Here is a 25,246-nt window from a genome sequence, read left to right as displayed (position 1 = left end):
GGCGGTCGCGGCTTTGTCCATACTGGACGGGTGGCAGCGATCCTGTTGATCGAGGACGATCCCCTGGTCCGGCGCGGGCTCCAGCTCGCGCTGGGGCGGCACGGCCACGACGTCCGCACGGCCGACACCGGCGAGGACGGCCTGGACGAGCTGCGGGCGGCCCGGCCGGACCTGGTGGTGCTCGACGTGATGCTGCCCGGCATCGACGGATTCGAGGTGTGCCGCCGGATCCGGGCCGCCGGCGAGGTGCCGGTGATCATGCTGACCGCGCGCGGGGACGACTTCGACGTCGTCGGCGGCTTGGCGGCGGGCGCGGACGACTACGTGGTCAAGCCCGCGCAGCCCACCGTGCTCGACGCGCGGATCCGCGCGGTCCTGCGCCGCGGCCCCGGCACCCCCGACGGCCTGCGGGTGCACCGCGACCTGCGCCTCGACACCGCGTCGCTGACGGTTTCGATGCACGGCGAGCCCGTGCCGCTGACGCCGACCGAAATGCGCCTGCTGCTGACGTTGTCCGGCGCGCCCGGACGGGTGTTCAGCCGGCAGCAGCTGCTGGAAACGGTGTGGGAGCACGACTACCTCGGCGATTCCCGGCTGGTCGACAACTGCGTGCAGCGGCTGCGCGCGAAGATCGAGGCCGATCCGGCGAACCCGGAGTACGTGCAGACGGTGCGCGGGTTCGGCTACCGGTTCGGGCCGCTGTGAGCAGACGCCTGTGGCCACGCGGGCTGCGCGCCCGGCTGCTGGTCGCGTTTGTCCTGGTCACCGTGCTCGGCGCGGCCGCGGCGGCTTGGGCCAGCGCCAGGTCGGCGAGCACCGCGCTGGTCACCAGTACCCAGCAGCAGCTCACCTCGGCCTTCACCGGCCAGATCGCCGCGATCACGCCCCAGCTGACCTACCCGCCGAACCAGGGCACCCTGGACCAGCTGCGCGCGGCCGTCGGCCCGGACACGCTGGTCACTTACCAGAACCTGCGAGCCGCCGACGGCGCCGACACCGATCTGGTCACCGCAGGGCTGCGTGACGCGGTGCGCGGCCGGAATCGGCTGGTCACGGAGCGGATCGTCGCCCGCGACACGCCTTGGCTCCTGGTCGGCACGCCGATGGTGATCACCGCGCCGGACGGTGCGCGCACCCCGTCGGGCATCGAGGTGTACGCCGTGCGCGACCTCACCGGCGTCGAGCAGCAGATCGACAGCCTCACCCGGTCCGCGGGCATCACCGCGGCGGTGGCGGTGCCGTTGGCGGTCCTGCTGGCGCTGCTGGCGGCGGGCAGTGTGCTGCGCCCGGTGCGCGAGGTCCGCGACACCGCGCGGAAGCTGGCCGCCGGCGACCTGGACGCGCGGTCGCCGCCGAAGGGCGTCGACGAGCTGGCCGAACTGACCGTCACCATCAACGAAATGGCCGAGTCCGTCCAGACTTCCATGGTGGCGATGCAGCGGATGCAGGCCGACGCCAGGAGGTTCGCCGCGGACGTCTCCCACGAGCTGCGCACTCCCCTGAGCACGTTGACCGCGGTGGTGGAGGTGCTGGCTGACACGACCGAGGAAGCCGAACCAGACGCCCGCGAGTCCGCGCAGCTGGCGATCGCCGAAACACACCGGCTGGTCCGGCTCGTCGAAGACCTGATGGAGGTGTCCCGCTTCGACGCCGGCACCGCGCAGCTGCGGCTGGAGGAGGTCGACGTGGCCGGCGCGGTGCGCGACTGCCTGCGTGCCCGCGGCTGGCTGGACCGGGTGGAACTGGTGGCACCGAAGGAACTCCGGCTGCGGTCGGACCGGCGGAGGCTGGACGTCGTCGTGGCCAACCTGGTCGGCAACGCGGTGCGGCACGGCGAACCGCCGGTGCGCGTGCAGGTCTCGGCGACCCGCGAGGAAGTCCTGATCGAGGTCACCGACCGCGGACCGGGCCTGCCCGAATCGGTGCTGCCGCACGTGTTCGACCGCTTCTACAAGGCCGACGCCGCGCGCAGCCGCACCCCGGGCAGCGGGCTCGGGCTGGCGATCGCGCTGGAGAACGCCCGCCTGCACGGTGGCGACCTCACCGCGGGCGACGCCGAAGGAGGCGGGGCGCGGTTCGTGCTGCACCTGCCGAGGGATCTGGAGGACCGGTGAAGCGAACCTGGTGGGCGGCGGCGGTTTTCCTGCTCACGGGCGGTGGCCTGCTCGCGGGCTGCGGGGTCCAGCCGGCCGGGGTGACCGACGCGGGACAGGCGCCGACCGGCCTGGCGCCCGGAGTGACGTTGTACTTCGTCGACGCGCACGAGCGGCTCCAGCCGCAGTTCCGGCCGACGGGCAGCCTCGGCACGATTCCCGAGGCGATGGCGTTGCTGCTGGACGGACCGGGATCGGACGCCCCGCTGCACACGGAGATCGCGTCGGCGGGGACCACCAAGGCCGGGGCGGCCACCGCGTTCGACGTGATCCGGCTGACGGTCCCGCTCACCATCGAGGACGTGACGCCGCTGGGCATCGACCAGATCGTGTGCACCGCCTTGGGCCTTTCCCGGCAGAGCGGGGAATCGAAGGCCACCAAGGCGCAGGTGCGGTTCACGCGGCCCACCCCGGAATCGGACCAGGAGCGGACCTGTCCGCTGATTAGCCCAGCCGGGTGAGGTCGATGGTGACCGGCGCCGGAGCGGGCAGCGCCAGCCACAGCACGGCCAGCCCGATCATCAGCGCCACGAACGCCAGCAGCCCGGTTCGCCCCTTCGCCCACCCGGCCCGGAACCGGATCGGGTCTTCGATCAAGTACTTCGACACCGCGGCCACGCCGATCGACACGGCGAACACCACCGCGGTCCACGCCCACCCCGTCAGCCCGGTCCGCTGCGGGGACAGCAGCACTATCACGGGCCAGTGCCACAGATAGAGGCTGTAGGAGACCAGCCCCAGCCATCGTGCCGGCCGCCAGGCCAGGGCTTTGGCGACCGCCGAGTCCGGCGTCTGCACGCACAGCCCGATCAGCAGCGCGGCCGCCGCCGACAGCGCGAAGAGCCCTCCTTCGTAAAGCCACAACGAGCCGTCGCCGTCGACGAGTGCCCACGCCGTACCGATTCCCGCCACCAGCACGCCCGTCACCACGCCCGCCCACCGGCCGGTCACCCGGGCCAGCAGGGCGCGCACCGGTCGGGTGGCGACCATCGCGCCCAGCACCAGCGAGAACGCCCGGGTGTCGGTGCCGGTGTAGACGCGGGTCGGGTCCGCCGGGTCGACGAGCATGATCATCAGCAGCAACGACACCGCCGAGACCACGCCCGCGAGCATCAGGACCCGGGAGTCCAGCCTACGGCGTCCACATCGGACGATGATCAGCAGCAACAACGGCCACACCAGGTAGAACTGCTCCTCGACCGCGATGCTCCACAGGTGCTCGAAGACCCGCGGCGAGCCGAACCGGTCCCAGTAGCTCGCCGACTCCGCGAGCAGGTGCCAGTTGGCCAGGTTCGCTTGCACCCACGGGCCGTCGGAAAGCGTGGTGCGCACCAGGTCCGGCGGCCCGACTACCCAGACCAGCACGGTGACGCCGACGAGCATGGCCGCCAGCGCGGGCACCAGCCGGCGGACCCGTCTCCCCCAGAAGGCGACCAGTGACACGCCGCCGGTCGAGCGCACTTCCCGCAGCAGCAGGTCGGTGATGAGGTAACCGGACAGCGTGAAGAACAGGTCGACGCCGAGGAAACCGCCGGGCAGGTGTCCGGTGTGGAACAGCAGGACCCCCAGGATGGCCAGGCCCCGCAACCCGTCCAACGCGGAGAGGTGCGTCTTGCCACCGGCGGCCGGCCGGGCGGTCTGGACCGGCTGAACTGAAGTCATGCCCTCGACCCTGCTGCTCCGGTGTCGGGGCGCTGTCCCCGTCGGGTCGCAGTTCTGTCGTAACCGGCTCTCGCCGAGGGTCAGCGGGCGAGCTGGTCGAGCCAGTCGCGCAGCAGGGCGGTTTCGGCGGGGCGGAGGGGCGGCCGCTCGGTGGCGGCGAGGGCGGCGTCGAGTGCGAGGGCCCGGGACGCCAGGCCAGGATCCGTGACGGGAGCCGGGCCGGTGGTGAGGGAGTCGATCACGGTGTCGCGCAGCCTCCGGGAGATCTCCGGGTCGCGGTCTTCGGCGGGGGTGCCGAGCAGCCACGGCTCAGCTGTCCGCGCTACTTCACAACGGACGCCGCGGGCCGAACCCAGCTCGGTCACCGCAACGGCACTCGGAGGCTGTGACATCCGGACATAGTGGCACGCCGCGTTTCGGGCGACGTGCCACTCGGCTCAATCCACGGTATTGCCGGGACGCGGCTGGGTGGCCCGCGAAGCGGTGGACCGGCTCAGCGGCACGTCCAGGTAGCCGTCGACGATTTCGGCCCGCAGGCGGTTGGTCGTCTTCCAGCTGTCCAGGGCCTGGTCCGGCTCGGTGGCGGCGACGGAAAGCAGCAGCGCGTCCACGAGCAGGAGGTGCCCGATGTGCGCGCTGGGCAACAGGTTCTCCGTGGACGGGGTGACCAGGATGGTGTCCACCCGGTCGGCGAAATGGCTGGCCAGCACCTCGGTGATCAGCACGATCGGGCAGCCGATCCGGGCCGCCTCGCTGATCGCGACGTCGTGCTCGCGGACGTGGCGCAGCGGCGCGATGACGACCAACGCCGAGTCGGCGCGGAGCTGGCCGATCTCGTCGGCGAAGTTGTAGCCCGTCAGGCCGGTCGCGGCGGCGACCCGGCCGATGCGGCGGAGGCCGAGCGACAGCGAATCGGCCACCGGGCGGGCGGAACCGTAACCGACGACCAGCGTGTGCGCGGCGGCGGCGAGGATCCGGGCGGCGGTCTCGAGGGCCTCGGCCGGGACGGTGCGGGGCAGGGCGCGGGCGATCTGCGCGGCGTCGAGGCTGATCTTGGCCAGGAGCTGGCTGCTGTCGTCCGACTGGGTCAGGTGTTCGGCCAGGGTCTGTTCCGGGTCGCGGACCGGGTTGAGCACGGCGGCCGCCGCGCGGCGCAGTTCGCCGAGCCCGCCGTAGCCCAGCTGCTTGACGGTCCGGATCACCGTCGCGTCGCTGACGTCCGCCTGGCGGGCGATCTCCTGCGCGGAGAACACCGAGGCCTCGGCGGGGTGCAGGGCGAAGAAGTCGACCACCCGCAAACCACCCGCGCCCAGCTGGTCCCGGACCTGGGCGATCCGCTTCATCAACGAAGGCTCCATCTAGTCACCACTAGACTTTCGTGAGTTCATGAAGTACACACTACATCACGCAGACCCGGACGACGCCACTCGGCGGCGGAGGTGGTGGTGAAATGCGACGAACCCGGTGGGCCATCGTGTGGTCCCTGGTACTGACCCTGACGCTGACCGGCTGCGGGCTGAGCCTGTCCGGTACGGCCGACCCGGCGCTGACGACCCGTCCGCACGGCCGCTGCGATCCGGCCCTGGCCGCGACCGTGCCCGCACCGCTGCGCCAGCGCGGGGCGTTGCTGGTCGGAATGGTCCCGAGCACGCCGCCCATGGCGTACCACGCCGAGGACAACAAGACGATCGTCGGCCTCGACCGCGACATGAGCCAGGCGATCGCCGACGTGTTGTGCCTGGCCGCGGACCCCGTCCCGACCAGCCTCGACGCGATCGTCCCCGGCCTCGCCGCCGGGCGCTACGACATGGTGCTCGCGTCGCTGAGCCCCACCGACGAGCGGCGGAAGAACGCCGACTTCGTCACCTATTACCACGGCGGGCAGGGTTTTCTCACCAGGAGCAGCAGCACGTTCCCGGTGAAGTCCTATTCGGACCTCTGCGGGCGCACGGTCGGCGTGGTGATCGGGTCCGTCCAGCAGGGCCAGCTGGAACAGGCGGACGGCACCTGCGCCAAGGCCGGCCGCCCCGGCTGGCAGCTCAGCCTGTTCCCGGACGGGACCGCGGCGGTGCTGGCCCTGCGCAGCAGCCGGATCGACGTCCTGTACTTCTCGATCTCGCTGACCCAGTACGTGGCGAACAAGTCGCCGGCGCAGTTCCGCCTCGCCGGCCAGTACAAGCGGGCGCTCGTCGCGGTCGCCTTCGCGAAGGCCTCACCCCTGACCGCCCCCGTCCACGATGCCGTCCAGAAACTGATGGACGACGGCACTTACCGCAGGATCCTCGAGAAATGGGACCTCCAGGAAAATGATCTCGCTACCACGGAAATCCTGAAGGGAAGGTCGTGAAAACGATGCCGGATCCCGTGACCTCCCCGGAAACCGCCGATCCCCCGGCCCGGATCCTGTCCCGGAAACGCTACGGAACCTGGGCCGCGGGCGTGGTGGTCGTCCTGGTCGTCGCCCTGGTGCTCAGGTCGGCCTTCACCAACGAGAACTTCGCCTGGCCGGCTTTCGGCCACTACCTGTTCGACCCCGCGATCCTGGCCGGCCTCGGCCGGACCGTCGAGATAGCGGTGATCGCGATGGCGCTGTCGATCGTCGCGGGGATCATCCTCGCCGTCATGCGGCAGTCGCAGAACAAGGTGCTCAACGCGGTTTCGGCCGCTTACATCTGGCTGTTCCGCGCGACCCCGCTGCTCGTGCTGTTGCTGCTGCTCTACAACCTGGCCGCGTTGTACCCGGAGATCTCCCTCGGCATCCCGCTCGGCCCCAGCCTGTTCACCGTGGGCACCAACGCGGTCATCACGGTCGCCGGCGCCGCGATCATCGGGCTCACGTTGCACGAGGCGGCCTACTGCGCGGAGATCTTCCGGGCCGGGCTGGTCTCGGTGGAGCACGGCCAGCGGGAAGCGGCCGAAGCGCTGGGCATGTCCAGCGTCCTGATGATGCGGCGCATCATTCTCCCGCAGGCCATGCGGGCGATTGTGCCGCCGTTGACCAACCAGTTCGTCAACGTGGTGAAAACGACTTCGATCATCAGCGTTATTTCCATGCCGGAACTGCTCTACAGCGCGCAGATCATTTACGCCCGGACCTACGAAACCATCCCGTTGCTACTCGTGGTGACCTTCTGGTACCTCGTGCTGACCGCGCTCCTGACCGTCGGGCAGCACTATGTCGAGCAGTACTTCAATCGGGGAAGGGCGGGAATTCCCGCGGCGGCTTCCCGGAAACTGTCGCGGCTCACCTTGGAGGCGGGACGATGACCGAACTGCCCGCGGTCGAAATTCGCGGCGTACACAAACTGTACGGCTCCCTGCACGTGCTCCACGAGGTCGACCTGGTGGTGGCGCCCGGCGAGGTCGTCTGCCTGATCGGCCCGTCCGGATCGGGCAAGAGCACCCTGCTGCGGTGTATCAACAATCTGGAGAAGTTCCAGGCCGGGACCATTCACGTGCACGGCGGGCTGGTCGGCTACCGCCGGGTCGGCCGGGACCTGGTGGAGACCACGCCGCGGCAGACGCGCCGGGCGCGCCGGCACATCGGCATGGTGTTCCAGCAGTTCAACCTGTTCAGCCATCTCACGGTGCTGCAGAACCTGATCGAGGCGCCGATCCACGTTCAGGGCACCCCGCGTGACCAGGCGATCGAGCGGGCCAGGACGTTGCTCGGCCGGGTCGGCCTGGCGGACAAGCACGCGGACTACCCGGCCCAGCTGTCCGGTGGCCAGCAGCAGCGGGTCGCGATCGCGCGCGCCCTGTGCATGCAACCGCACCTGATGCTGTTCGACGAGCCGACCAGCGCGCTGGATCCCGAACTCGTCGGCGAAGTGCTCGACGTACTGCGCGACCTGGCCGACAACAAAATGACCATGATCGTGGTCACGCACGAAATCGGGTTCGCGCGCCAGGTCGCGGACACCGTGGTGTTCATGGACCAGGGAAGAATCGTCGAGCACGGCCCGGCCGGGCAGGTTCTCGATTCCCCGCACCACGAACGGACCCGCCGTTTTCTGGAAAGGGTCAGCTGACATGAAAGGATCGCTCGTGCATTCGGTCGAATACGTCGTCGTCGGCGGCGGCGTGGTAGGCGCCGCCACCGCTTGGAACCTCGCCGGCCGCGGCGCCGAGGTCACGCTGCTGGAAGCGAACGAACTCGCGTCCGGCGCCTCCGGTGGCCCCGGGCGCCGGGGGGTCCGCGTCGGCGGGCGTGATCTCCGGGAGCTGCCGCTCGCTCGTCGCGCCCAGGACCTGTGGCCCGAACTGGACGCGCTCCTCGGAGAGCCGACCGGCTACCACTGCAACGGCCGGCTCACCCTCTACGACGTCGAGATCGCCGGCGCTTCCGGGTGGCAGAGCCTGCCCGCCCGGGTCCAGGCCCAGCGGGCGGCGGGGGTGGCGTGCGAGATCGCCGACCGGGACCGGCTCGACGAGATGCAGCCGGGGATCGCCGACGACGTGCGGTTCGGGCTCTACACACCGCATGACGGCACCGCCGACCATCCCGCGACGACCAGGGCTTTCGCCGCGGCGGCAACGGGTCTGGGCGCCACCGTCCGCGAGCACACCGAGGTGGCCGGGATCGAACCGGACGAGGACGGCTCGGTCGTCCTGCGCCTGAAGACCGGCGACCGCCTGCGCGCCACTCGCGGCGTGATCCTCGCGGCGAACCGGGCGATCCCGCGCCTGCTGGGCGACGCGGTCGGCTTGACCTTGCCCTTGTGGGAGAAGGCAACCCAGATCACCTTCGTCAGCCCGCCGCCCGGGTTCGCGCTGAATCACCAGATCGGTCACGCCCGGCGGTCGCTGTCGGTGAAGATGACCGACGAGGGCTCGGTGATGCTCTCCGGCGGCCGGCCCGGCGGCTGGGACCCCGCCACCGGTGTCGGCACAACCGATCCCGCCGTCCTGCGCGGCACGCTGGCCGACCTGTCCGCCACTCTCCCGGCGCTGGACGGCGCGGAAGTCCTCGCCGTCGACAACAGCCGGGCCGACACCAGCACGATCGACCTGATCCCGGTGATCGACACGGTGCCCGGCCTGGATTCGGTTTTCGTCGGCACCGGCTGGAGCGGCCACGGCTTCGCCCTCGCTCCCGCCGTGGGCGAAGCGTTCGCCGACTGGGCGCTGAAGGGGGAACGGCCGGAAACCCTGCGCCCGTTCACCTTCGACCGCATCGGGGCCGGTCGCCCGAGCTAACGGGCGGTGGGCGGCCGGGGACCAACCCGGCCGCCCAGGACTGGTCATTCAGCCCCGGTAATCCGCGGGCAGCAAGGACTTCGGCCGGCCCGGCTGGGTGAGCCGTCCGGTGAGCAGGGCGCCGGCCAGGCTGAGCGCGGCCGCCACGGCGAACGCGCCGGAGTAGCCGTGTGCGGTCACCACGATCGCGGCCAGGCCGACGCCGAGGACCGCGCCGGCGGCCTTGGCGCTGTAGAGCACGCCGAAGTTCTGCATCATCGACTCCTCGCCGAAGTACTCGCGCACGAGCCCGACGAGCAGCGTGTAACAGCAGCCGTTGCCGAGGCCGGCGAGCGCGACGCCGAGCACCAGCCCGGCGGCGTGGTGGTGCTCGCCGGAGTAGGACAGCACCAGCTGCCCGATCCCGCCGGCCACCAGCGCGAGCCGCAGGACGCGGCGGCGGCCGAACCGGTCGGACAGCCAGCCGAGCAGCACCCGGCCGGTGCCGGTGACCCCGGCCAGCACCGCGAGCGCGACCGCGGCGAGGCCCGGCCCGCCGCCCTGCTCGGCGACGGACGTGGCCAGGTAGGCGAGGTCGAACAGCAGCACGGCGGCTGCCAGCACCACCGTCAGGTACAGCGAAAGCGTTGTGCCACAACGAAACAACTCGGCCGGCCGGTAGTGCCGCACCGCCGGGCGGTTGGCCGAGACGCTGCGGTTGCGCACCTTGTCCAGCGCCCACACACGCGGGTCCGGCTCGGCGGGCCACCAGTGACGTGGCGGGAAGCGCAGCAGCGCGCCGGCCCCGGCGATCACCACGAGCACCACCGCCGCCGTGACGTCGAGCAGCACCGCGCGGTTGCCGATCGAAAGCCCGAAGCCCGCGACGAGCACGAACGGGACACTGCCGTAGGCGAACGCGCCGCTCACCGCGCCGACGCGGGCGGCCGTCCGGTCGGGGAACCAGCTCATCACGGCGCCGACGCAGGTGGCGTACACAAGCCCGGTGCCGATGCCGCCGAGCACGGAGTAGCCGAGGAACACCGTGGTCAGGCTGGAGGCGTTCCCGAGCGTCACCAGCCCGGTCGCGCACAGCGCCCCGCCCACGGCGACCGCCACGGCGGGCGGGAGCTTGCCGTGGTCACGCAGCCACGCGACCGGGAACGCGACGCTCGCCTGGCACACCGCCCAGAGCGCCAGCGACACGACGACCTCGGCGAACGTCCAGCCGTGCGCGCCGGTCAGCACCGGCGCGATCACGCCGAACCCGTACTGCTGCACCCCGGCCGCGAACATCGCCGCCCCGCCGAGCCACACCATCCAGGTCCGCGACCGGCCGATCAGCTGCCGGTCGCTCTCCCCCACCCGGTACCGCCGCCCGTAGACGTCGCGGACTTCTCGCACCTCGGGCGTCTCTCGCGTTTCTCGCACCGGCAGGACGGTCTGGGGCTCGGACATCACGTCACCCACTCGACAGTATGTTGTATGCAGTATGGAGTAGTCCGGTTATAGCACCGGTGGTGGGTGGTGTCCACGGGTCTGCCCCGTCCGGCTCAAACGGGCGCCTTCTCGTGCCCGGACTGCACGGTGCCGACGGTGGTCAGCTGGGCTGGTCGATGCGGTCCAGCCAGCGGTCCAGCAGGGCGGTCTCCACCGGTTCCAGCCGGTCAGTTCCGGTGAGCAAGAGCTGGGAGCGCAGCTGGCGGGCGGCGGCGCGGACAGGGTCCGGTCCGCTCAGCGCCACGGGGTCGGTGAGGATGGTGGAAAAGACGGCGTCGCGGGCCCGGTGCGACAGTGCCGGATCGTCGAACAGCCCGGGCTGGGCGATGCGGCCGAGGGCGACGCCGATGTTGGCGGGCAGGATCAGCTGGGCGGCCAGCCGCGGCGTCGTCGTCAAGGCGCCGACGGCGGCGCAGCGCAGCAGGGTGGCCTCGAGCAGGTGCAGGATGCGCTGGTAGGTCGTCGCGGCCGACTGCGGGCGGGGCGTGAACATCAGCTGGTAGAGCGCGGGGTTGTCGGCGGCGAAGGCCATGTGATCGTCCCAGCCGGCGTACAGGTCGGCGACGGGGTCGTCAGTGGCCTCGAGTTCGGTCTTCCGCAGTGCGTAGCGCTCAAGACCAGTGTCGGCGACAGCGTCGAGCAGGCCCCGCTTGTCACCGAAGAGCCGGTAGAGCACCGGCTGGGTCACCCCCGCCTCCTCGGCGACCGCGCGGGTGGCGATGTCACCGTCCGCGGATGCGGCGAGCTGCCGCTCGGCGGCTCCGATCAGCGCCGCACGGACGGCGGGGTCGTCGGCCGGGCCGGTGGCACCGGGCCGGCGGCGGGAGGCATCGCTCATGAAATCAATGATACGTCACATCGCTAGCGACGATCGGAACCCTCTGCTACCTTGGCCATATCGGCGAAACGAAATCACGCTATCGCCACTATTGATCTTGGAGGTGAGACTCATGACCGACCGACGAGTCGCCGTCGTCACCGGCGCTTCACGGGGCATCGGCCGCGCCATCGCCACCACCCTGGCCGCCGCCGGACAGGCCGTCGTCGTCGGCTACGCCGGCCACGACGCGGCGGCGAAACAGGTCGTCGACGAGATAACCGCGGCCGGCGGGGAGGCCGTGGCTGCTCGGGCCGACATCGCCGACGAGGACGCGGTCGCCGGGTTGTTCGACACCGCGACGCAGTCCTTCGGCGGCGTCGACATCGTCGTCAACTCCGCCGGCCGCCTGTCGCTGTCCCCGATCGCCGACCTGGATCTCGCCGACCTCGACGCGTTGCACCGCACCAACATCCGCGGCACGTTCGTCGTGGCCCGCGAGGCCGCGCGCCGGATCCGCCCGGGCGGCGCGATCGTGATGCTGTCCACCTCGGTCGTCGGCCTGCAGTTCCCCGGTTACGGCGCCTACGCCGCCAGCAAGGGCGCCGTCGAGGCCATGACCCTCGTCCTGGCGCGGGAGATGCGCGGCCGCGACGTCACCGTCAACGCCGTCGCTCCCGGCCCCACCGCCACCGACCTGTTCCTCGACGGCAAAGACGAGGCGACCATCGAACGCCTGGCCAAGCAGCCGCCGCTGGAACGGCTCGGCACCCCGGCCGACATCGCCGAGGTCGTCGCGTTTCTGGCCGGACCGGGCGGGCGCTGGGTCAACGGCCAGGTCGTGCGGGCCAACGGCGGGATCATCTGACGGCCGTCGGCATCGAGGACCCGCTGTCCCCCAACGCCGCACAACGAAAATCCCATCACCCCGTACGAAAGGAACATCGGTCATGCCGTTCGCCAACCTGAAGGTCCCCGCCGACACCCTGACCCCGGAGTCGAAGAAGAAGCTCATCGACGCCGTCACCGACGCCTACGCCGACGTGTACGGCGAGCGCGCCCGCGCCACCACCCTCGTCCTGGTCGACGAGGTCACCGAAGGCGGCTGGGGCCTGGGCGGCAATATCCTGACCGCCGAAATGCTCGGCCGCAGCTGACCGGAAAACGGGCGTGCGGCGAGGATTCCCGACCCTCGCCGCACGCCCGCCGGTCAGCTCCTTGGCCCCGTGTCACCGTGAGCCGGCGGAATGGGCTCCGGTCATCAGGGCCGCGAGGTCGTCGGGTTCGAGGAACGACGGGGGTGGCGGCGGTCCCCAGGAGTAGAGCCCTTGCAGGCCGTGAAGTACTTCGGGGCTCCACAGTTCGTCCTCGGGGACGGTGTCCATGTCGGAGTAGTACTCGGAGAAGTTGCCGGCCGGGTCTTTGAGGTACCAGAAGAAGTTCGCGCCCGCGTAGTGCCGTCCGAGTCCCCAGATGTGGCGTTCCGGGTTGCCTTCGAGCATCGCGTGCGCGCCGCGGCCGACGTCGTCGACGTCGTCGACCTGCCAGCTGGTGTGGTGCAGGAAATTGACCGGCGCGGCCATCACCAGCACGTTGTGGTGCTCGACCGAGCAGCGCAGGAACGCGGCCTTGTCACCCATGTAGTCGCTGACCTTGAAGCCGATTCCCTCGGTGAAGAACCGCATCGTCGTCTCCAGGTCGGTGCTGCCGAGCACCGCGTGGCCGAGCTTGTGCGGCCGCACCGGCCCGGTCCGGGCGATGAACGGCGCCCGTCCCCACCGGTCGATCCGGCCCGGGCCGTTGTAGAGCGTCGCCGGTACCGGGGGTTGCACGACGATCCGGGGGCGCACCGCGACGCGGACCCTCGTCCCGGTGACCGGCTCGACGGTGCGCACGACCGTGTCCGTCTCTTCCACGAGCAGGTCGTGGGCGCGCAGCCGCCGTCCGATCGCCGCGATGTCGTCGGGGTCGTCGGCCGCGATGGACAGTTCCACCAGCCGGCGGGTCGGGGCGTGGACGATCCGGAGCTGGTCGCCCCCGTTGAGGGTCGCGAAGGCGCCGTCCCCTTGGTGCTGGAGCCCGAAGTCGGTGTAGTAGGCGATGGTCTCCGCGACGTTGGGCACGCCGATGACGACCTGGCCCAGCCCGTGCAGTGCCATGACGGTCTCCTTACTTCGCGGCCGGGGCGGAAACGAACGTCTGGTGCAGTTCGCCGATGCCCTCGATCCAGCTGTCCAGCCGCTCGCCGGACCGCAGGAACCGTTTCGGCTCGCGGCCCATCCCGACGCCGGCCGGGGTGCCGCTGAAGATCACGTCCCCCGGGTAGAGCGTGACGTTCTCCGACAGCGCGGCGATCAGCCGGGGAATGCCGAAGATCAGGTCCCGGGTCCGTCCTTTTTGGACCTCTTCGCCGTCGATCGCGCAGCCCAGTTCGAGGTCGCCGGGGTCGGCGAACTCGTCCGGGGTCACCAGCCAGGGGCCTTGCGGGGAGAATCCGTTGAACGACTTGCCGAGGCCGAACTGCGGCGCGGGGCCCCGCAGCTGCGTGATCCGCTCGGACAGGTCCTGGCCCGCGGTCAGCCCGGCGACGTACGACCAGGCATCGGCTTCGGCCACATCGCGTGCTTCCCGCCCCACGACGGCAACGAGTTCGATCTCCCAGTCGACGTCACCCTCGGGCGGCAGCGCGACCTCGGTGTCGGGCCCGGAGAAGCTCGACACGTACTTGGTGAACACCGGAGGCAGCTCGGTGGGCGCGGTGAACCCGGACTCGGCGGCGTGCGCGTGGTAGTTCAGCCCGACCGCGAAAACCTGCCGTGGCGCGGGCGAAGGCGCGCCGAGACGGGTGCGGTCGACCGGCGCCCACTGACCGGCCGGCACGTTCGGTCCGGCGGCCCAGGCGGTGACGTCGGCCCAGTTCTGGAAGACCTCCGGCAGGCCCGGGCCCCATCGGCCGTCCGATGCGTGGGCGATGTCGAGAAACTTCTCGGTACCGTCCTGCTCGATGACGAGGGCGGCCCGGTGGTCGATGTTGGCTAGACGCATGAGATCCGTTCTCCTGGAGTGGTCCGGGCACGGACGAGGTCGCCGTACCGGGTGATGAGTTCCTTGGTGTCGGCGAGGTCGGTGACGGCGCCGAAGACGTAGTGGTCGGGCCGGATGAGCACCGCCTGGATGTGGTGGGCTTCGAACCAGCGCGTCCACGCCCCGTCCGGGTCACCCAGGCCGGCGCCGATGGTGAAGGCGCGCCCGCCGAAGTTGTCGCTCACCTCGGCGCGGGTCAGCAGCACGGCGCCGTAGCCGGTCACGTCGTCGAGCAGCGCTCGATGACCGTCGCGCCCGACCGGGAACTGCGGAGCCAGAGTGCCGCGCAGCGTGCTGGTGGCGGGGCTGTCGGCGAGCACGCCGTCGCCGAGCACGGGCAGGGCAGAGACGGGAAGGACACGAGCCGGGTCGGCGTCTCCGGCGATCATGCGGGCGTCGCGGTCGGCGGCCTGCTGCTCGTCCAGGACGCAGATGACGCGTCCCAACTCGACGGACATCGCGATCGCGTGCTGCAGGTGGACGCTGCGTTCGGAGGTATAGGTGTCCAGCAAGGCGAAACCCGATTCGCCGCGCAACACCCGCTCGAGTTTCCAGCAGAGGTTGGCGACGTCGCGCAGACCCGAGCACATGCCCTGTCCCGCGAACGGCGGCATCTGGTGGGCCGCGTCGCCCGCGATCGCCAGGCGGCCACCGTTCCAGCGGTCGGCCCAGCGGGCGGCGAAAGTGTAGACGGCGTGCCGTTCCAGGCGTGAGTTCTCCGGCGTGCGCCCCCAGGGTTCAAGCAGTTCCCAGGCCTTGTCGGCGGTGTTGAGCTCGTCGCGGGTTTCGCCGGGCAGCCGCATGAACTCCCAGCGGCGCCGGCCGGGGCCGCCGGAGACGATCGTGGTCGGCCGGGCGGGGTCGCACAGCTGCCAGTTCTGCGGCGACCAGTCCCGCTCGTCGAGGGGGATGGTGTCGACGATCAGCCAGTCGTAGAAGAAACCCTGATCGTGCAAGGCCGCGCCCAGGCGCTCGCGGACGAAGCTGTTCGCGCCGTCGCAGCCGATCACGAACCGGGCCCGCGCGCTGCGGTGCTTGACGGCCGCGGTCGTGTACGTCACCAGGACGTCCTCGGCCTGTTCCTCGACGCCGACGACTTCGGCCCCGCGGCGCAGGGTCACGTTCGGCATCGCCTCGACGGCGTCCGCGAGCACCTTCTCCAGGTCGGGCTGAGAGAAGAAGCTCGCCGTCGGCCAGCCGCCGGGCCCGCGCCCGGACCAGTCGATCCGGACCAGGGACGCGCCGGCGGCGTTACGCCACTCGTAGTGGTCCGGCACGGCCTCGGAGATCGCCCGCACCGGCTCGGCGAGGCCCAGACTCTGGAACACCCGGCCGATTTCGTCGTCGAAGTGCACGGCCCTCGGCCGCGGGTACGGCTCCGGCCATCGCTCAAGCACCAGCACGGAAAACCCGCGCCCGCCCAGCATCCTGGCCGCGGCGAGCCCCACCGGGCCGGCGCCGACGACCACCACATCGTGAACTGTGTCCATACCGCCCGCTTCGTTCGAGGTACTTCCTGACTACGCGCCCACGTTCGAGATGTCAATGAACTTTCGAATCTGACATCGGTAGTTGAATCTTGGTAGGGTGGCCGGCATGACAGGCACCGGTTCGACCCGCGCGGACGGCGTGTACCAGCGCCTGCGCCAGGACATCCTCGGCGGCCGCGTGGTCCCCGGCGAGCGGCTGAAGTTCCCGGATCTGTGCCAGCGGTACGAAACCAGCGTCGGCGCGGCCCGGGAAGCGCTGACCCGCCTGGTCGCCGACGGCTTCGTGCGGACCCAGTCCAACCTCGGCTTCAGCGTCATGCCGCTGTCCCACGAGGACCTCGCGGAGCTGACCGACGCCCGGCTGGAGATCGAATCGCTGGTGCTGCGGCTGTCGGTGCGCGACGGCGACATGGCCTGGGAAGCGGCCGCGGTCGCCGCCCACCACCTCCTCAAGCGCACGCAGTTCCTGACCCAGGACGACGCGGGCCCCCCGGCGAACGCGTGGTCCGCCGCGCACGCCGCGTTCCACACCGCCTTGCTGGCCGGGTGCCGCAACCACCGGCTGCTGGCCACGGCCACCGGGCTACGCGAAGAGGCCGAGCTCTACCTCCAGTGGTCGGTCTCGTTCGGCCAGGAACCCGACCGCGACCTCACCGGGGAACATCAGGCACTGCTGGACGCCGCCGTGGCCCGCGACGCCGACCGCGCCGCGGCACTGCTGCGCGACCACATCGCCCACACGGCCCAGCTGCTCATCAGCGTCGCGACCGACGAGCCGAACCAGGCCGGCCAGGCCCGGCTGACACGCCCATAACGAGGAAACCCGGCAGGAGGTGCTCAACTCGCGACCGCGAGACGGGAGTGCGTGCCGAAGACCCGGCGCGCGTAGATCAACGGGGCGGTGGAGGTCGGCTCGGCCTCCTCGACCCGCACGACGAGCAGGACGTGGTCACCGCCGTCCACATGGCGTTCGACCCGTCCCGCTGTCCAGCCGGCGGACCCGGGCAGGTAGGGCAGTCCGGCGCGGAGGGCCCAGGTGACGCCGTCGAACTTCAGGCCCGGTCCCCGGTGCGGCCGGGCGAAGGCCGAGGCCAGCTCTTGCTGGTGCGCGGCAAGGATGTTGACCCCCACCCGGCCGCCCGGCCGGAGGTGGGCCAGCAGCCCCGAGGCGCGGTCCAGGGCGAAGCTCACCAGTGGAGGGTCGAGCGAGAGCGAGGCGAAGCTCGACACCGTGCTGCCGTGCGGTCGCCCGTCGGCGGTCGTCGCCGTCACCACGGTGACCGGGGCGCACACCCCGCTCATCAGCTCGACGAAGGTCTCCCGGTCGATCATCACGCGCCTCCCAAGTGTGTCCGAGTCCGCCGGTCCGGATGCGTGGATCACCGCGTCCGGCCATCACGAAGTCAACTCCGGCCCGCGGGGCGGCCGCTTGGTCCGCGAGCTCAGGATCCCGTTCGCCCGTTGGTCGGCGCGACCACAGACATAGTGAGGATGGTGAAGATCGTGGACGGCGAACGTGCGTGGCTGGCCTCGCTGGTCCCGTCGAAGGGGATCGGCTTGGCCCAGGCGGCCAGCTCGGCCGTGACCGTGGCCGGCGCGGTGGCACGCGTCGGCGAGCAGCCGGTGTGCTGGGCCATCGAGCAGGGCGGGATCGCCGCCGCTCGCATCTTGGCGGAGATTCCGCCGTTCACCGGTGGCAGCACCGCGGACGAGGTCCTGCGACGCGGCAGCGAGGCCGCGAGTCTGCAGGCGCTGCTGGTGCTCGCCGAGCCGTCCGCGAATCTCGCGCCGGTCAGCGACGCGTCGCTGGCCGGGATCCGGGACTTCGTGCGCCGGAACATCCCGCTGGACCGGGTCCTGCGGGCGATCCGGATCGGGCACGCCCAGCTGGCACAGGCGTATCTGCGGGCCTGTGAACAGCTGGTCGGGCCGGAACGGCTCAGCCAGGAGATGAAGCAGGTCAGCGATGAGCTGTTCCGTTTCGTCGACGGGCTCTCCGACGGCATGGCCCAGGAGTACCTCGCGGAATACGACCGCTGGGTCACCAGCGCGGCCGCCACCCGCGCGGCGACGGTCCGCGCGCTGCTGGCCGGTGAGGCCACCGATGCCGCGGCGGCGTCCCGCACACTCGGCTACAACCTGGCCGGCACCCACGTCGGGGCGATCGTGTGGGCCGAAGCCCCGACCGAGGACCCCCGGCTGCACTCGGCGGCCGAGGAGCTGCTGCGTGAGAGCGGCGCCGGCACCACCTTGGTGGTGCCGGTCGGAGCGGGCCGGGTCTGGGCCTGGGGAACGATTTCGGCAGGCTCAGCTTCGGCAGGCCCAGCTTCGACAAGCTCGGTACAGCACCGGCACCTCGATGTCGCGGAAGGGCTTCGAGCCGCGCTGGGCGCACCGGCCGCCGGGGTCGAGGGCTTCTGCCGGACGCACCGGGAAGCAGCCCGCACCGAGTGGCTGCGTGGTGTCAACGGCGCGGATCGCCCGCGGGTGACCGGCTACGACGATGTCGTCCTGCCGGTACTGCTCAGTGCCGACCTGGAGGCGGCCAGGGAGTTCACGCGCCGCGAGCTGGGCGCGCTGACCGGCCCCGGCGAGATGATGCAGGCGCTCCGCACCACGCTGCTGCACTACTTGTCCGCCGAGCGGAGCCTCGTCCGCGTCGCCCGGGAGCTGCACATCGCCCGCGGCACGGTGGCCTACCGCGTCAAGCGGGCGCAGGAGGTCATCGGCGGCGAGATCGCGGATCGCGGCTTCCGGCTCCAGGCCGCGCTGCTCCTGGCCGAAGAGATCGGGGAGGCGGTCCTCGGAGCCACGCCCGCGGAGCGCCATCAGCACCGGCCGCTGCCCGGCTCGCCGGTCACGTGACCCGGCTGCCGATCCAGAGGTGCTACGCCCGTGCGCGGAATCGGGCCAGGCCCCGGCGTCCAGCCCGGCCACCGGATGTTGGACCCGGGGACCAAGCGAATCCCCCGGCCCGGGAGTTGGGTGGGAACTCCGACCGCCTCGGCGTGCTCACGCCGGGACGGCGGTATGACCGCCCCAGCCGAAGGAAGTGCACCGATGCAGATCGCCCTGGACCGTCCCGGAGCCACCGCCGCCGACCGTGAGCTGCGTGCCGAGCTGGTGGATCGCGCCGCGAAGCTGCTCCCGCTGCTGGCCGGCAACGCCGGCCGCACGGACCGCGACCGGCTGGTGGTGGAGGAGAACATCGAGGCCATCGCCGGCGCCGGGCTGTTGTCGATCCTGCAGCCGGCCCGCTACGGCGGTCTGCAGACCGACCTGCGGACCTGTCTGGAGGTGTCCCGGGAGATCGCGCGAGCGTGCGGGTCGACGGCCTGGTCGACGACGCTGCTCAACGTGTGCTCGTGGTATGCCGGGCTTTTCCCGGGCCAGGCCCAGGACGACATCTGGGCCGGGGATCCGGGCACCCGGATCGCGGGTGTCCTCGCACCCACCGGTACCGCCCGCGAGGTCGACGGCGGCTTCGTCGTCAGCGGCCGCTGGAGCCCGGCGTCGGGCTCGGCCCATGCCCAGTGGGCGATTCTCGGTGTGCTCCGCGGGACAGGCGACGACCGCGAACCGGGGATGATCCTGGTCCCGCTGCCGGAGCTGGCCGTCGAGGACACCTGGTTCGTGACCGGCATGCGGGGCACCGCGTCCAACACCTTGGTCGCCGACGAGGTTTTCGTTCCCGGCCACCGTTACCTGGCCATGCCGGACGCCGTGGAGGGCCACTACGCGACGCCCCACACCGACGAGGCGGTCTATCGTTCGGCCTTCATCCCGGTGTCCGCGCTGGTGCTCGCCGGCCCGCAGCTCGGCCTGGCCCAGGCCGCTCTCGACCTGGTCGTGGAGAAGGCGCCCCGCCGGACCATGACCTACACCTTCTACGACAACCAGGCCGTCGCCCCCACCACGCAGCTCGCCGTGGCCCAGGCCGCGTCGCTGATCGACTCCGCGCACCTGCACGCCTACCGGGCCGCCGCCGAGATCGACGAGGCCGCCGCGCGCGGCACCTATCCCGATTACGACGCCCGCGCCCGCATGCGGATGGACACCGGGGTGGCCGCGGTCAACGCCCGCGAGGCCATCCGCATCCTGATGTCCGTCCACGGCGCGGGCAGCTTCGCCGAGGCCAACCCGTTGCAGCGCATCTGGCGTGACAGCGAGACCGGCAGCCGGCACGCGATCGTCAACCCCGAGGTCAGCGCGGAGGTGTACGGGAAGTCGCTGCTCGGCATCCGGGGCACCGTCACCGACCTCGTCTGAGATCCCGGTCTGCCCCGTCCCGCTCAAGCGCCGAGGACGGAAAGCTTCGCCGTGTCGCCGGAGACGGCTTCGACCGAGATCGAGCGACCGCCGAATTCGACCGAGGCCCGGGGGTCGAGCTGGAAGTAGTCGTCGGCCGCCGACTGCGACTGGGTGCACCCGGCCAGGCACATCGTCTGGACGGCGACGTCCCGGGAGACGGCGATGGTCACCCCGTCCGCGCCGACGCTCTGCACCCGGAACCCGGCGCCGGACGGCAGCGGGACCTGGTCTGCGGCGCGCACCACCACCTCGCACCGTCCGTTCGCGCACGCGTCGAGCCTGGTGCCGTCGGCGGCGGACAGCGCCGGCCCGGACGGCTGCGCGGGCCCGGACGGCGTGCTGCACCCGGCCAGCAGCAGCGCCAGCCAAGCCAGTGCTGCCGCGGGCGGCAACCGAGAGATCTCCGGCATCCCGCCATTCTTCCCCAGGAGTCCGGGAAACGTTCAGTCCGGCAGGACCCGCGGCGCGGGCAGGACCGCTTCCGCCGCCACCGGTTGCCAGGACGGCAGCCCGTCCGGCCCGGGGACGACGCGGCCGAACACCTGGTCCCCGAAGTGACAGGCGAAGCCGACCGTGTCCGGGAGCGCGAGTTCGGCGGCCAGCCGGCGGCGGGCGGCGAGCACGCCCGTGGCGTCGACGTCCGGGCGCGACGGCCACTCGGGGTGCGCGATCTGGCCCGGGAAATGGAAAACGTCGCCGAACGCGATCACCCGGAGCGGCCCGGCGTCGATCACGAACGAGGTGTGGCCCGGGCTGTGGCCGGGCGTCACGAGGGCCCGCACGCCCGGGAAGACCTCCTCGCCGTCGGCGATCTCGGTGCGCCGGCCCTCGAGCGGGCCGAGCACGGCCTCACGCGACGGCGCGCCCGGGATCGTCTCGCCGCGCCCGTGCGGCGCCCATTCCTCGGCCGCGACCAGGTAGCGGGCGGCCGGGAAAAACGGCTGACCGTCCTCGAAAGCCCAGCCGGCGTGGTCCACGTGCAGGTGCGTGAAAGCGACCGCCTCGACGTCCGACGGCGCGATTCCCAGCGCCGCCAACGTCTCCGGCAGTGCCCCGGAATCCGCGAAGCCGATCGAAGCGCCGCCGACACCCATTTCCCGGCTCACCACCCCGAGCCCGGCATCGATCAGCAGTGCCCGGCCGTCGCGCTCCACGAGCAGGCCGCCGGCCGACATCGCGACGCGGCCCGCGCTGTCGAGGGCCTCCGGGTGCTCGGTCCAGTACGACTCCGGCACCTCCGGGAAGAACCCGGCCGGGGTGAGTCCCATCGCGCCGTCCACCACGTAGGTGAGCCGGACCCCGCCTGAGACCAGCACCCGCACGGCCGACTGCTCGTTCAGCGCTCCTGCCATTCCGGCATCTCCCTCTCTCGGCGACCCGAGTCGATCATGCTCCGACGAGGGACCGCGTGCCCGGCGGAAGGTGACCAACCCCACCTTCGCCGTGCAGGAACCGGACAATGCCGTCCTGCAGCGCCCGGACCGCGCGCGGCTGCTCGACGTCACGGCGGTAGGCCAGCCGCACCACGCGGCTGAGCCCGGGCTCGGTGAACTGCGTCATCCGGAACCGGTCCCCCACCACGGTGCTCGGCACCACGGCGAGCCCGATGCCCGCCTGCACCAGCTCCAGCACGGCGTCCATCTCACCGCCCTCGATCGCGAAGACCGGGTCGAAACCCTCGGCGCGGCAAGCGTTCACGGTCGCCTCGCGCAGGTCGTACCCGCGCCGGAACATCACCAGCGGCCGGTCCCGCAGGTCGCCGATCGCCAGCCGGCCGCGCACCGGCGGCCGCGCGCTCTTCGGCGAGATCACCACCAGCTCCTCCACGAACAGCGGGGTGCTCGACAGCCGCGGGTCGTCGTGGACCCGGGAGTCGACGATCATCGCCAGGTCCAGCGCGCCCTCGGACAGCTCGGTCTGCAGGTCGCGCGAGCCGCTTTCGTGCAGCACCAGCTCGATGCCCGGGTACGCGCGGCGGAACGCGGCGAGCATCGCCGGCAGCAGGCCGGTGCACAGGCTCGGGGTCGCGCCGAGCCGGACGCGGCCCCGGCCCAGCTCGTCCAGCTCGCGGATCGCCCGGTACGCCGTCTCGGTCTCGGCGAGGATGCGGCGCGCGATCGGCAGCAGCGTCTCCCCCGCCTCCGTGAGCGTCACGTTGCCGCGGATGCGGTGGAAAAGCGTGGCGCCGACATCGCGCTCCAGTGCCCGAACTTGTTGCGACAGCGAGGGTTGCGCCACCCGCGCCTGCTCCGCCGCACGCGTGAAGTGGCGCGTCTCCGCGACCGCGACGAAGTAGGCCAGCTGCTGGAACTGCACACCACCATCATAGTCACAGACTCTCGTGACAAGAGAAATCATGTGTTTGCCCTCTGATCGAACCGGACCTACCGTCGAACGCGTGGCACGTGAACTCGCGACGGCGCGGCGCACCAAGCCGGCCCTGCGGCACTTCTGGGACTCGACGATCGGCAAGAAGGTCGTGATGGCGGCGACCGGCCTGCTGTTCGTCGTCTTCCTGCTGGCGCACATGGCCGGCAACCTCAAGATCTTCTTCGGCGCGGGCACGTTCGACCATTATTCGAGCTGGCTGCGCACGATCGGCGAGCCCGTGCTGCCGTACTCCTGGTTCCTCTGGATCCAGCGGGCGGTGCTCGTCGTCGCGCTGGTGCTGCACGTCATGGCGGCGGTGCAGCTGTCGCGGCGGGACCGCAAGGCCCGGCCGGTGCGGTACGTCCACGGGCAGCGGCCGCGCGCGACGTTCGCCACGCACACCATGCGGTGGGGCGGCGCGACGCTGGCGATCTAGATCGTCTGGCACATCCTCGACCTGACGGTCGGCGTGGCGAACCGGGACTTCGTGGCGGACCAGCCGTACCACAACGTCGTCGCGGACTTCGGAGTCTGGTGGGTCGACGTCATCTACCTCGTGGCGCTGCTCATGCTGGGCCTGCACATCAATCACGGGTTCTGGAGCGCGGCGCAGACCCTGGGCATCACGAGCGCCTCGCGGGACCGGACGCTCAAGACGGTCGGCAGCGTGCTCGCCGTGGTGATCACCGGCGGCTTCATGATCGTGCCGATCGCCGTCATGACGGGATGGGTGAGTTGAGATGCTCGAATACACCGTGGGCGAGCCGATCGCCGACGCCAAGGCGCCGGACGGCCCGATCGAGAGCCGCTGGGCCGCCCGCAAGTTCTCCGCGAAGCTGGTGAACCCGGCGAACCGGCGCAAGCACCGCGTGATCGTCGTGGGCACCGGGCTGGCCGGCGGCTCGGCGGGCGCCACGCTCGCCGAACAGGGGTACCACGTCATCCAGTTCTGCTTCCAGGACTCGCCCCGCCGGGCGCACTCCGTGGCCGCGCAGGGCGGCATCAACGCGGCGAAGAACTACCGCAACGACGGCGACTCGGTGTACCGGCTCTTCTACGACACCGTGAAGGGCGGCGACTTCCGCTCGCGGGAGTCCAATGTGTACCGGCTGGCGGAGGTCTCCGCGCAGATCATCGACCAGGCCGTCGCGCAGGGCGTGCCCTTCGCCCGGGAGTACGGCGGGCTGCTCGACACCCGCTCGTTCGGCGGCGTCCAGGTGCAGCGCACGTTCTACGCGCGCGGCCAGACCGGCCAGCAACTGCTGCTGGGCGCGTACCAGGCGCTGTCGCGGCAGATCGACGCCGGGAACGTCGAGCTGCACGCGCGCACGGAGATGCTCGACCTGGTCGTGGTCGACGGGCGGGCGCGCGGGATCGTCGCGCGCGACCTCGTCACCGGCGAGGTCACCACCCACCTGGCCGACGCCGTGGTGCTGGCCAGCGGCGGCTACGGCAACGTGTTCTACCTGTCCACCAACGCCAAGGGCTCCAACGCGACCGCCATCTGGCGCGCCCACAAGCGCGGCGCGTACCTGGCGAACCCGTGTTTCACCCAGATCCACCCGACGTGCATCCCTCGCTCGGGCGAGCACCAGTCGAAGCTGACGCTGATGAGCGAGTCGCTGCGCAACGACGGCCGCATCTGGGTGCCGAAACAGGCGGGCGACCCGCGTCCGCCCGGCGAGATCCCCGAGGACGAGCGCGACTACTACCTCGAGCGGATCTACCCGAGCTTCGGCAACCTCGTCCCGCGTGACATCGCCTCGCGCGCCGCGAAGAACATCTGCGACGCCGGTTTCGGTGTCGGCCCCGGCGGGCTCGGCGTGTACCTCGACTTCGCCGACGCCATCGCGCGGATGGGCCGCCCGGCCGTGGAAGCCAAGTACGGCAACCTGTTCGACATGTACCAGCGCATCACCGCGGAGGACCCGTACCGGGTCCCGATGCGCATCTACCCGGCCATCCACTACACGATGGGCGGCCTGTGGGTCGACTACGACCTGCAGGCCACGATCCCGGGCCTGTTCGTGATCGGCGAAGCCAACTTCTCCGACCACGGCGCCAACCGCCTCGGCGCGTCCGCGCTGATGCAGGGCCTCGCGGACGGCTACTTCGTCCTCCCGTCCACGCTGAACGACTACATCGCCCGCGGCGGGTTCGCCGAAGTCGGCCAGGCCGACCCGGCCGTCACCGAAGTGGAGACGCAGGTCCGCGCGCGGATCGACCGGCTGCTGTCGGTGGGCGGCACCCGCAGCGCCGACTCGTTCCACCGCGAGCTGGGCCACCTGATGTGGGAGTTCTGCGGCATGTCCCGCACCGAGGAGGGCCTGCGCAAGGCGCTCGAACGCGTGCCCGAGCTGCGCGCGGAGTTCTGGCGGGAGATCCGTGTTCCGGGTACCGGCGCGGAGCTGAACCAGGAGCTGGAGAAGGCGAACCGCGTCGCCGATTTCCTGGAGCTGGCCGAACTGCTGCTGCTCGACGCGCTCGTGCGCGAGGAGTCCTGCGGCGGGCACTTCCGCGAGGAGTACCAGACCCCCGACGGCGAGGCCCGGCGCGAAGACGAGCGTTTCAGCCACGTTTCGGCCTGGGAGTACGGGGAGAAACCCGTGCTGCACAAGGAAGAACTGACCTTCGAGCACGTCCACCCCACCCAGCGGAGCTACACATGATTCAGCGGAGCT

General features: G+C 71.2%; 25 protein-coding genes and 1 pseudogene. 14 read left to right on the top strand and 12 right to left on the bottom strand.

The features are described 5' to 3' along the window. Positions 1-30: 30 nt before the first annotated feature. Genes OG943_RS11595 through OG943_RS11585 form a run of 3 tightly spaced genes read left to right on the top strand, consistent with a single transcriptional unit; the run spans position 31 to position 2,614 of the window. Positions 31-705: a response regulator transcription factor gene (locus OG943_RS11595; RefSeq protein WP_328609734.1), complete on the top strand. Its 675-nt coding sequence runs from the start codon at positions 31-33 to the stop codon at positions 703-705. Further along, positions 702-2,114, top strand: coding sequence for a HAMP domain-containing sensor histidine kinase (locus OG943_RS11590; RefSeq protein WP_328609733.1), 1,413 nt, complete (start codon positions 702-704; stop codon positions 2,112-2,114). Before OG943_RS11595 ends, OG943_RS11590 begins: the two co-directional genes overlap by 4 nt. Then, positions 2,111-2,614, top strand: a complete 504-nt coding sequence (locus tag OG943_RS11585) for a hypothetical protein (protein ID WP_328609732.1) — start codon at positions 2,111-2,113, stop codon at positions 2,612-2,614. The genes OG943_RS11590 and OG943_RS11585 overlap by 4 nt, the downstream gene beginning before the upstream one ends. On the opposite strand, the gene OG943_RS11580 is transcribed toward OG943_RS11585, so the two are convergent. The 3 genes from OG943_RS11580 to OG943_RS11570 form a co-directional block, all read right to left on the bottom strand. After that, entirely contained in the window at positions 2,598-3,815 is a 1,218-nt protein-coding gene (locus OG943_RS11580; protein WP_328609731.1) for an acyltransferase family protein, read from the bottom strand. The genes OG943_RS11585 and OG943_RS11580 overlap by 17 nt on opposite strands. Positions 3,816-3,895: 80 nt before the next feature. Then, positions 3,896-4,207: a hypothetical protein gene (locus OG943_RS11575; RefSeq protein WP_328609730.1), complete on the bottom strand. Its 312-nt coding sequence runs from the start codon at positions 4,205-4,207 to the stop codon at positions 3,896-3,898. Between the two features lie 45 nt (positions 4,208-4,252). Beyond that, positions 4,253-5,158 carry a MurR/RpiR family transcriptional regulator gene (locus OG943_RS11570; protein ID WP_328609729.1) on the bottom strand — a complete coding sequence of 302 codons (906 nt, stop codon included), beginning with the start codon at positions 5,156-5,158 and terminating at the stop codon, positions 4,253-4,255. A gap of 107 nt (positions 5,159-5,265) precedes the next feature. Here OG943_RS11570 and OG943_RS11565 point away from each other — a divergent pair, with 107 nt between their 5' ends. Genes OG943_RS11565 through OG943_RS11550 form a run of 4 tightly spaced genes read left to right on the top strand, consistent with a single transcriptional unit; the run spans position 5,266 to position 9,014 of the window. Beyond that, positions 5,266-6,162 (top strand): ABC transporter substrate-binding protein, encoded by an 897-nt coding sequence (locus tag OG943_RS11565; protein WP_328609728.1) that lies wholly within the window; start codon positions 5,266-5,268, stop codon positions 6,160-6,162. 5 nt (positions 6,163-6,167) lie between these two features. Further along, positions 6,168-7,082 carry an amino acid ABC transporter permease gene (locus tag OG943_RS11560; protein WP_328609727.1) on the top strand — a complete coding sequence of 305 codons (915 nt, stop codon included), beginning with the start codon at positions 6,168-6,170 and terminating at the stop codon, positions 7,080-7,082. After that, positions 7,079-7,846 (top strand): amino acid ABC transporter ATP-binding protein, encoded by a 768-nt coding sequence (locus tag OG943_RS11555; protein WP_328609726.1) that lies wholly within the window; start codon positions 7,079-7,081, stop codon positions 7,844-7,846. The genes OG943_RS11560 and OG943_RS11555 overlap by 4 nt, the downstream gene beginning before the upstream one ends. Before the next feature lie 16 nt (positions 7,847-7,862). Then, positions 7,863-9,014 carry an NAD(P)/FAD-dependent oxidoreductase gene (locus OG943_RS11550; protein ID WP_328609725.1) on the top strand — a complete coding sequence of 384 codons (1,152 nt, stop codon included), beginning with the start codon at positions 7,863-7,865 and terminating at the stop codon, positions 9,012-9,014. A 48-nt stretch (positions 9,015-9,062) separates the two neighbouring features. On the opposite strand, the gene OG943_RS11545 is transcribed toward OG943_RS11550, so the two are convergent. Together OG943_RS11545 and OG943_RS11540 are read right to left on the bottom strand one after the other, a co-directional pair. Then, on the bottom strand, positions 9,063-10,424 hold the full coding sequence (locus tag OG943_RS11545; protein WP_328609724.1) for an OFA family MFS transporter: 1,362 nt from the start codon (positions 10,422-10,424) through the stop codon (positions 9,063-9,065). Between the two features lie 169 nt (positions 10,425-10,593). Continuing rightward, entirely contained in the window at positions 10,594-11,331 is a 738-nt protein-coding gene (locus OG943_RS11540; RefSeq protein ID WP_328609723.1) for a TetR/AcrR family transcriptional regulator, read from the bottom strand. 112 nt (positions 11,332-11,443) lie between these two features. Here OG943_RS11540 and OG943_RS11535 point away from each other — a divergent pair, with 112 nt between their 5' ends. Next, a complete protein-coding gene (locus OG943_RS11535) occupies positions 11,444-12,178 on the top strand; it encodes an SDR family oxidoreductase (protein WP_328609722.1) in 735 nt (244 codons plus the stop codon). An 82-nt stretch (positions 12,179-12,260) separates the two neighbouring features. Next, complete coding sequence (locus OG943_RS11530; RefSeq protein ID WP_328609721.1) at positions 12,261-12,467, top strand: 4-oxalocrotonate tautomerase family protein; 207 nt, start codon at positions 12,261-12,263, stop codon at positions 12,465-12,467. 72 nt (positions 12,468-12,539) lie between these two features. Here OG943_RS11530 and OG943_RS11525 read toward each other — a convergent pair whose 3' ends face one another. From OG943_RS11525 to mhpA, 3 genes are read right to left on the bottom strand one after another with little or no spacing between them, the layout of a single operon-like run. Continuing rightward, entirely contained in the window at positions 12,540-13,469 is a 930-nt protein-coding gene (locus OG943_RS11525; protein WP_328609720.1) for a VOC family protein, read from the bottom strand. 10 nt (positions 13,470-13,479) lie between these two features. Beyond that, positions 13,480-14,355 carry a fumarylacetoacetate hydrolase family protein gene (locus OG943_RS11520; RefSeq protein ID WP_328609719.1) on the bottom strand — a complete coding sequence of 292 codons (876 nt, stop codon included), beginning with the start codon at positions 14,353-14,355 and terminating at the stop codon, positions 13,480-13,482. Further along, a complete protein-coding gene (mhpA, locus tag OG943_RS11515; RefSeq protein WP_328609718.1) occupies positions 14,346-15,884 on the bottom strand; it encodes a bifunctional 3-(3-hydroxy-phenyl)propionate/3-hydroxycinnamic acid hydroxylase MhpA in 1,539 nt (512 codons plus the stop codon). The genes OG943_RS11520 and mhpA overlap by 10 nt, the downstream gene beginning before the upstream one ends. Positions 15,885-15,990: 106 nt before the next feature. Here mhpA and OG943_RS11510 point away from each other — a divergent pair, with 106 nt between their 5' ends. Further along, positions 15,991-16,698, top strand: a complete 708-nt coding sequence (locus OG943_RS11510) for a GntR family transcriptional regulator (protein ID WP_328609717.1) — start codon at positions 15,991-15,993, stop codon at positions 16,696-16,698. Positions 16,699-16,721: 23 nt separating this feature from the next. On the opposite strand, the gene OG943_RS11505 is transcribed toward OG943_RS11510, so the two are convergent. Then, a complete protein-coding gene (locus OG943_RS11505) occupies positions 16,722-17,216 on the bottom strand; it encodes a flavin reductase family protein (protein ID WP_328609716.1) in 495 nt (164 codons plus the stop codon). Between the two features lie 162 nt (positions 17,217-17,378). Between OG943_RS11505 and OG943_RS11500 the strand changes: the two genes are divergently transcribed. Together OG943_RS11500 and OG943_RS11495 are read left to right on the top strand one after the other, a co-directional pair. Beyond that, the gene (locus tag OG943_RS11500; protein ID WP_328609715.1) at positions 17,379-18,749 is read left to right on the top strand and encodes a PucR family transcriptional regulator; all 1,371 of its coding nucleotides are present in this window, start codon (positions 17,379-17,381) and stop codon (positions 18,747-18,749) included. Positions 18,750-18,944: 195 nt separating this feature from the next. Continuing rightward, positions 18,945-20,153: an acyl-CoA dehydrogenase family protein gene (locus OG943_RS11495; protein WP_328609714.1), complete on the top strand. Its 1,209-nt coding sequence runs from the start codon at positions 18,945-18,947 to the stop codon at positions 20,151-20,153. Positions 20,154-20,176: 23 nt separating this feature from the next. Here OG943_RS11495 and OG943_RS11490 read toward each other — a convergent pair whose 3' ends face one another. From OG943_RS11490 to OG943_RS11480, 3 genes are read right to left on the bottom strand one after another with little or no spacing between them, the layout of a single operon-like run. Beyond that, positions 20,177-20,605: a hypothetical protein gene (locus tag OG943_RS11490; RefSeq protein ID WP_328609713.1), complete on the bottom strand. Its 429-nt coding sequence runs from the start codon at positions 20,603-20,605 to the stop codon at positions 20,177-20,179. Positions 20,606-20,638: 33 nt separating this feature from the next. Continuing rightward, on the bottom strand, positions 20,639-21,547 hold the full coding sequence (locus tag OG943_RS11485; protein ID WP_328609712.1) for an MBL fold metallo-hydrolase: 909 nt from the start codon (positions 21,545-21,547) through the stop codon (positions 20,639-20,641). 34 nt (positions 21,548-21,581) lie between these two features. Then, entirely contained in the window at positions 21,582-22,511 is a 930-nt protein-coding gene (locus OG943_RS11480; RefSeq protein ID WP_328609711.1) for a LysR family transcriptional regulator, read from the bottom strand. Positions 22,512-22,551: 40 nt separating this feature from the next. On the opposite strand from OG943_RS11480, the pseudogene OG943_RS11475 reads away from it, so the two are divergent. Both OG943_RS11475 and OG943_RS11470 read left to right on the top strand, forming a co-directional pair. After that, positions 22,552-23,304, top strand: a pseudogene (locus OG943_RS11475) (succinate dehydrogenase cytochrome b subunit). Position 23,305: 1 nt separating this feature from the next. Then, complete coding sequence (locus tag OG943_RS11470; protein WP_328609710.1) at positions 23,306-25,234, top strand: fumarate reductase/succinate dehydrogenase flavoprotein subunit; 1,929 nt, start codon at positions 23,306-23,308, stop codon at positions 25,232-25,234. Positions 25,235-25,246: the final 12 nt, after the last annotated feature.

This window comes from Amycolatopsis sp. NBC_00345, from assembly GCF_036116635.1.
In the GTDB taxonomy this organism is placed as follows: Bacteria; Actinomycetota; Actinomycetes; order Mycobacteriales; family Pseudonocardiaceae; genus Amycolatopsis.
Note: the sequence above shows the minus strand (reverse complement) of the source record. Positions and strands in the feature narration are given on the sequence as shown.

Excerpts from the sequence above, each read along its gene's own strand:
- OG943_RS11580 (WP_328609731.1), bottom strand. The coding sequence starts at position 3,815 with ATGACTTCAGTTCAGCCGGTCCAGACCGCCCGGCCGGCCGCCGGTGGC.
- OG943_RS11575 (WP_328609730.1), bottom strand. The coding sequence starts at position 4,207 with ATGTCACAGCCTCCGAGTGCCGTTGCGGTGACCGAGCTGGGTTCGGCC.
- OG943_RS11570 (WP_328609729.1), bottom strand. The coding sequence starts at position 5,158 with ATGAAGCGGATCGCCCAGGTCCGGGACCAGCTGGGCGCGGGTGGTTTG.
- OG943_RS11565 (WP_328609728.1), top strand. The coding sequence starts at position 5,266 with ATGCGACGAACCCGGTGGGCCATCGTGTGGTCCCTGGTACTGACCCTG.
- OG943_RS11560 (WP_328609727.1), top strand. The coding sequence starts at position 6,168 with ATGCCGGATCCCGTGACCTCCCCGGAAACCGCCGATCCCCCGGCCCGG.
- OG943_RS11555 (WP_328609726.1), top strand. The coding sequence starts at position 7,079 with ATGACCGAACTGCCCGCGGTCGAAATTCGCGGCGTACACAAACTGTAC.
- OG943_RS11540 (WP_328609723.1), bottom strand. The coding sequence starts at position 11,331 with ATGAGCGATGCCTCCCGCCGCCGGCCCGGTGCCACCGGCCCGGCCGAC.
- OG943_RS11535 (WP_328609722.1), top strand. The coding sequence starts at position 11,444 with ATGACCGACCGACGAGTCGCCGTCGTCACCGGCGCTTCACGGGGCATC.
- OG943_RS11530 (WP_328609721.1), top strand. The coding sequence starts at position 12,261 with ATGCCGTTCGCCAACCTGAAGGTCCCCGCCGACACCCTGACCCCGGAG.
- OG943_RS11525 (WP_328609720.1), bottom strand. The coding sequence starts at position 13,469 with ATGGCACTGCACGGGCTGGGCCAGGTCGTCATCGGCGTGCCCAACGTC.
- OG943_RS11520 (WP_328609719.1), bottom strand. The coding sequence starts at position 14,355 with ATGCGTCTAGCCAACATCGACCACCGGGCCGCCCTCGTCATCGAGCAG.
- mhpA (WP_328609718.1), bottom strand. The coding sequence starts at position 15,884 with ATGGACACAGTTCACGATGTGGTGGTCGTCGGCGCCGGCCCGGTGGGG.
- OG943_RS11510 (WP_328609717.1), top strand. The coding sequence starts at position 15,991 with ATGACAGGCACCGGTTCGACCCGCGCGGACGGCGTGTACCAGCGCCTG.
- OG943_RS11505 (WP_328609716.1), bottom strand. The coding sequence starts at position 17,216 with ATGATCGACCGGGAGACCTTCGTCGAGCTGATGAGCGGGGTGTGCGCC.
- OG943_RS11495 (WP_328609714.1), top strand. The coding sequence starts at position 18,945 with ATGCAGATCGCCCTGGACCGTCCCGGAGCCACCGCCGCCGACCGTGAG.
- OG943_RS11490 (WP_328609713.1), bottom strand. The coding sequence starts at position 20,605 with ATGCCGGAGATCTCTCGGTTGCCGCCCGCGGCAGCACTGGCTTGGCTG.
- OG943_RS11485 (WP_328609712.1), bottom strand. The coding sequence starts at position 21,547 with ATGGCAGGAGCGCTGAACGAGCAGTCGGCCGTGCGGGTGCTGGTCTCA.
- OG943_RS11470 (WP_328609710.1), top strand. The coding sequence starts at position 23,306 with ATGCTCGAATACACCGTGGGCGAGCCGATCGCCGACGCCAAGGCGCCG.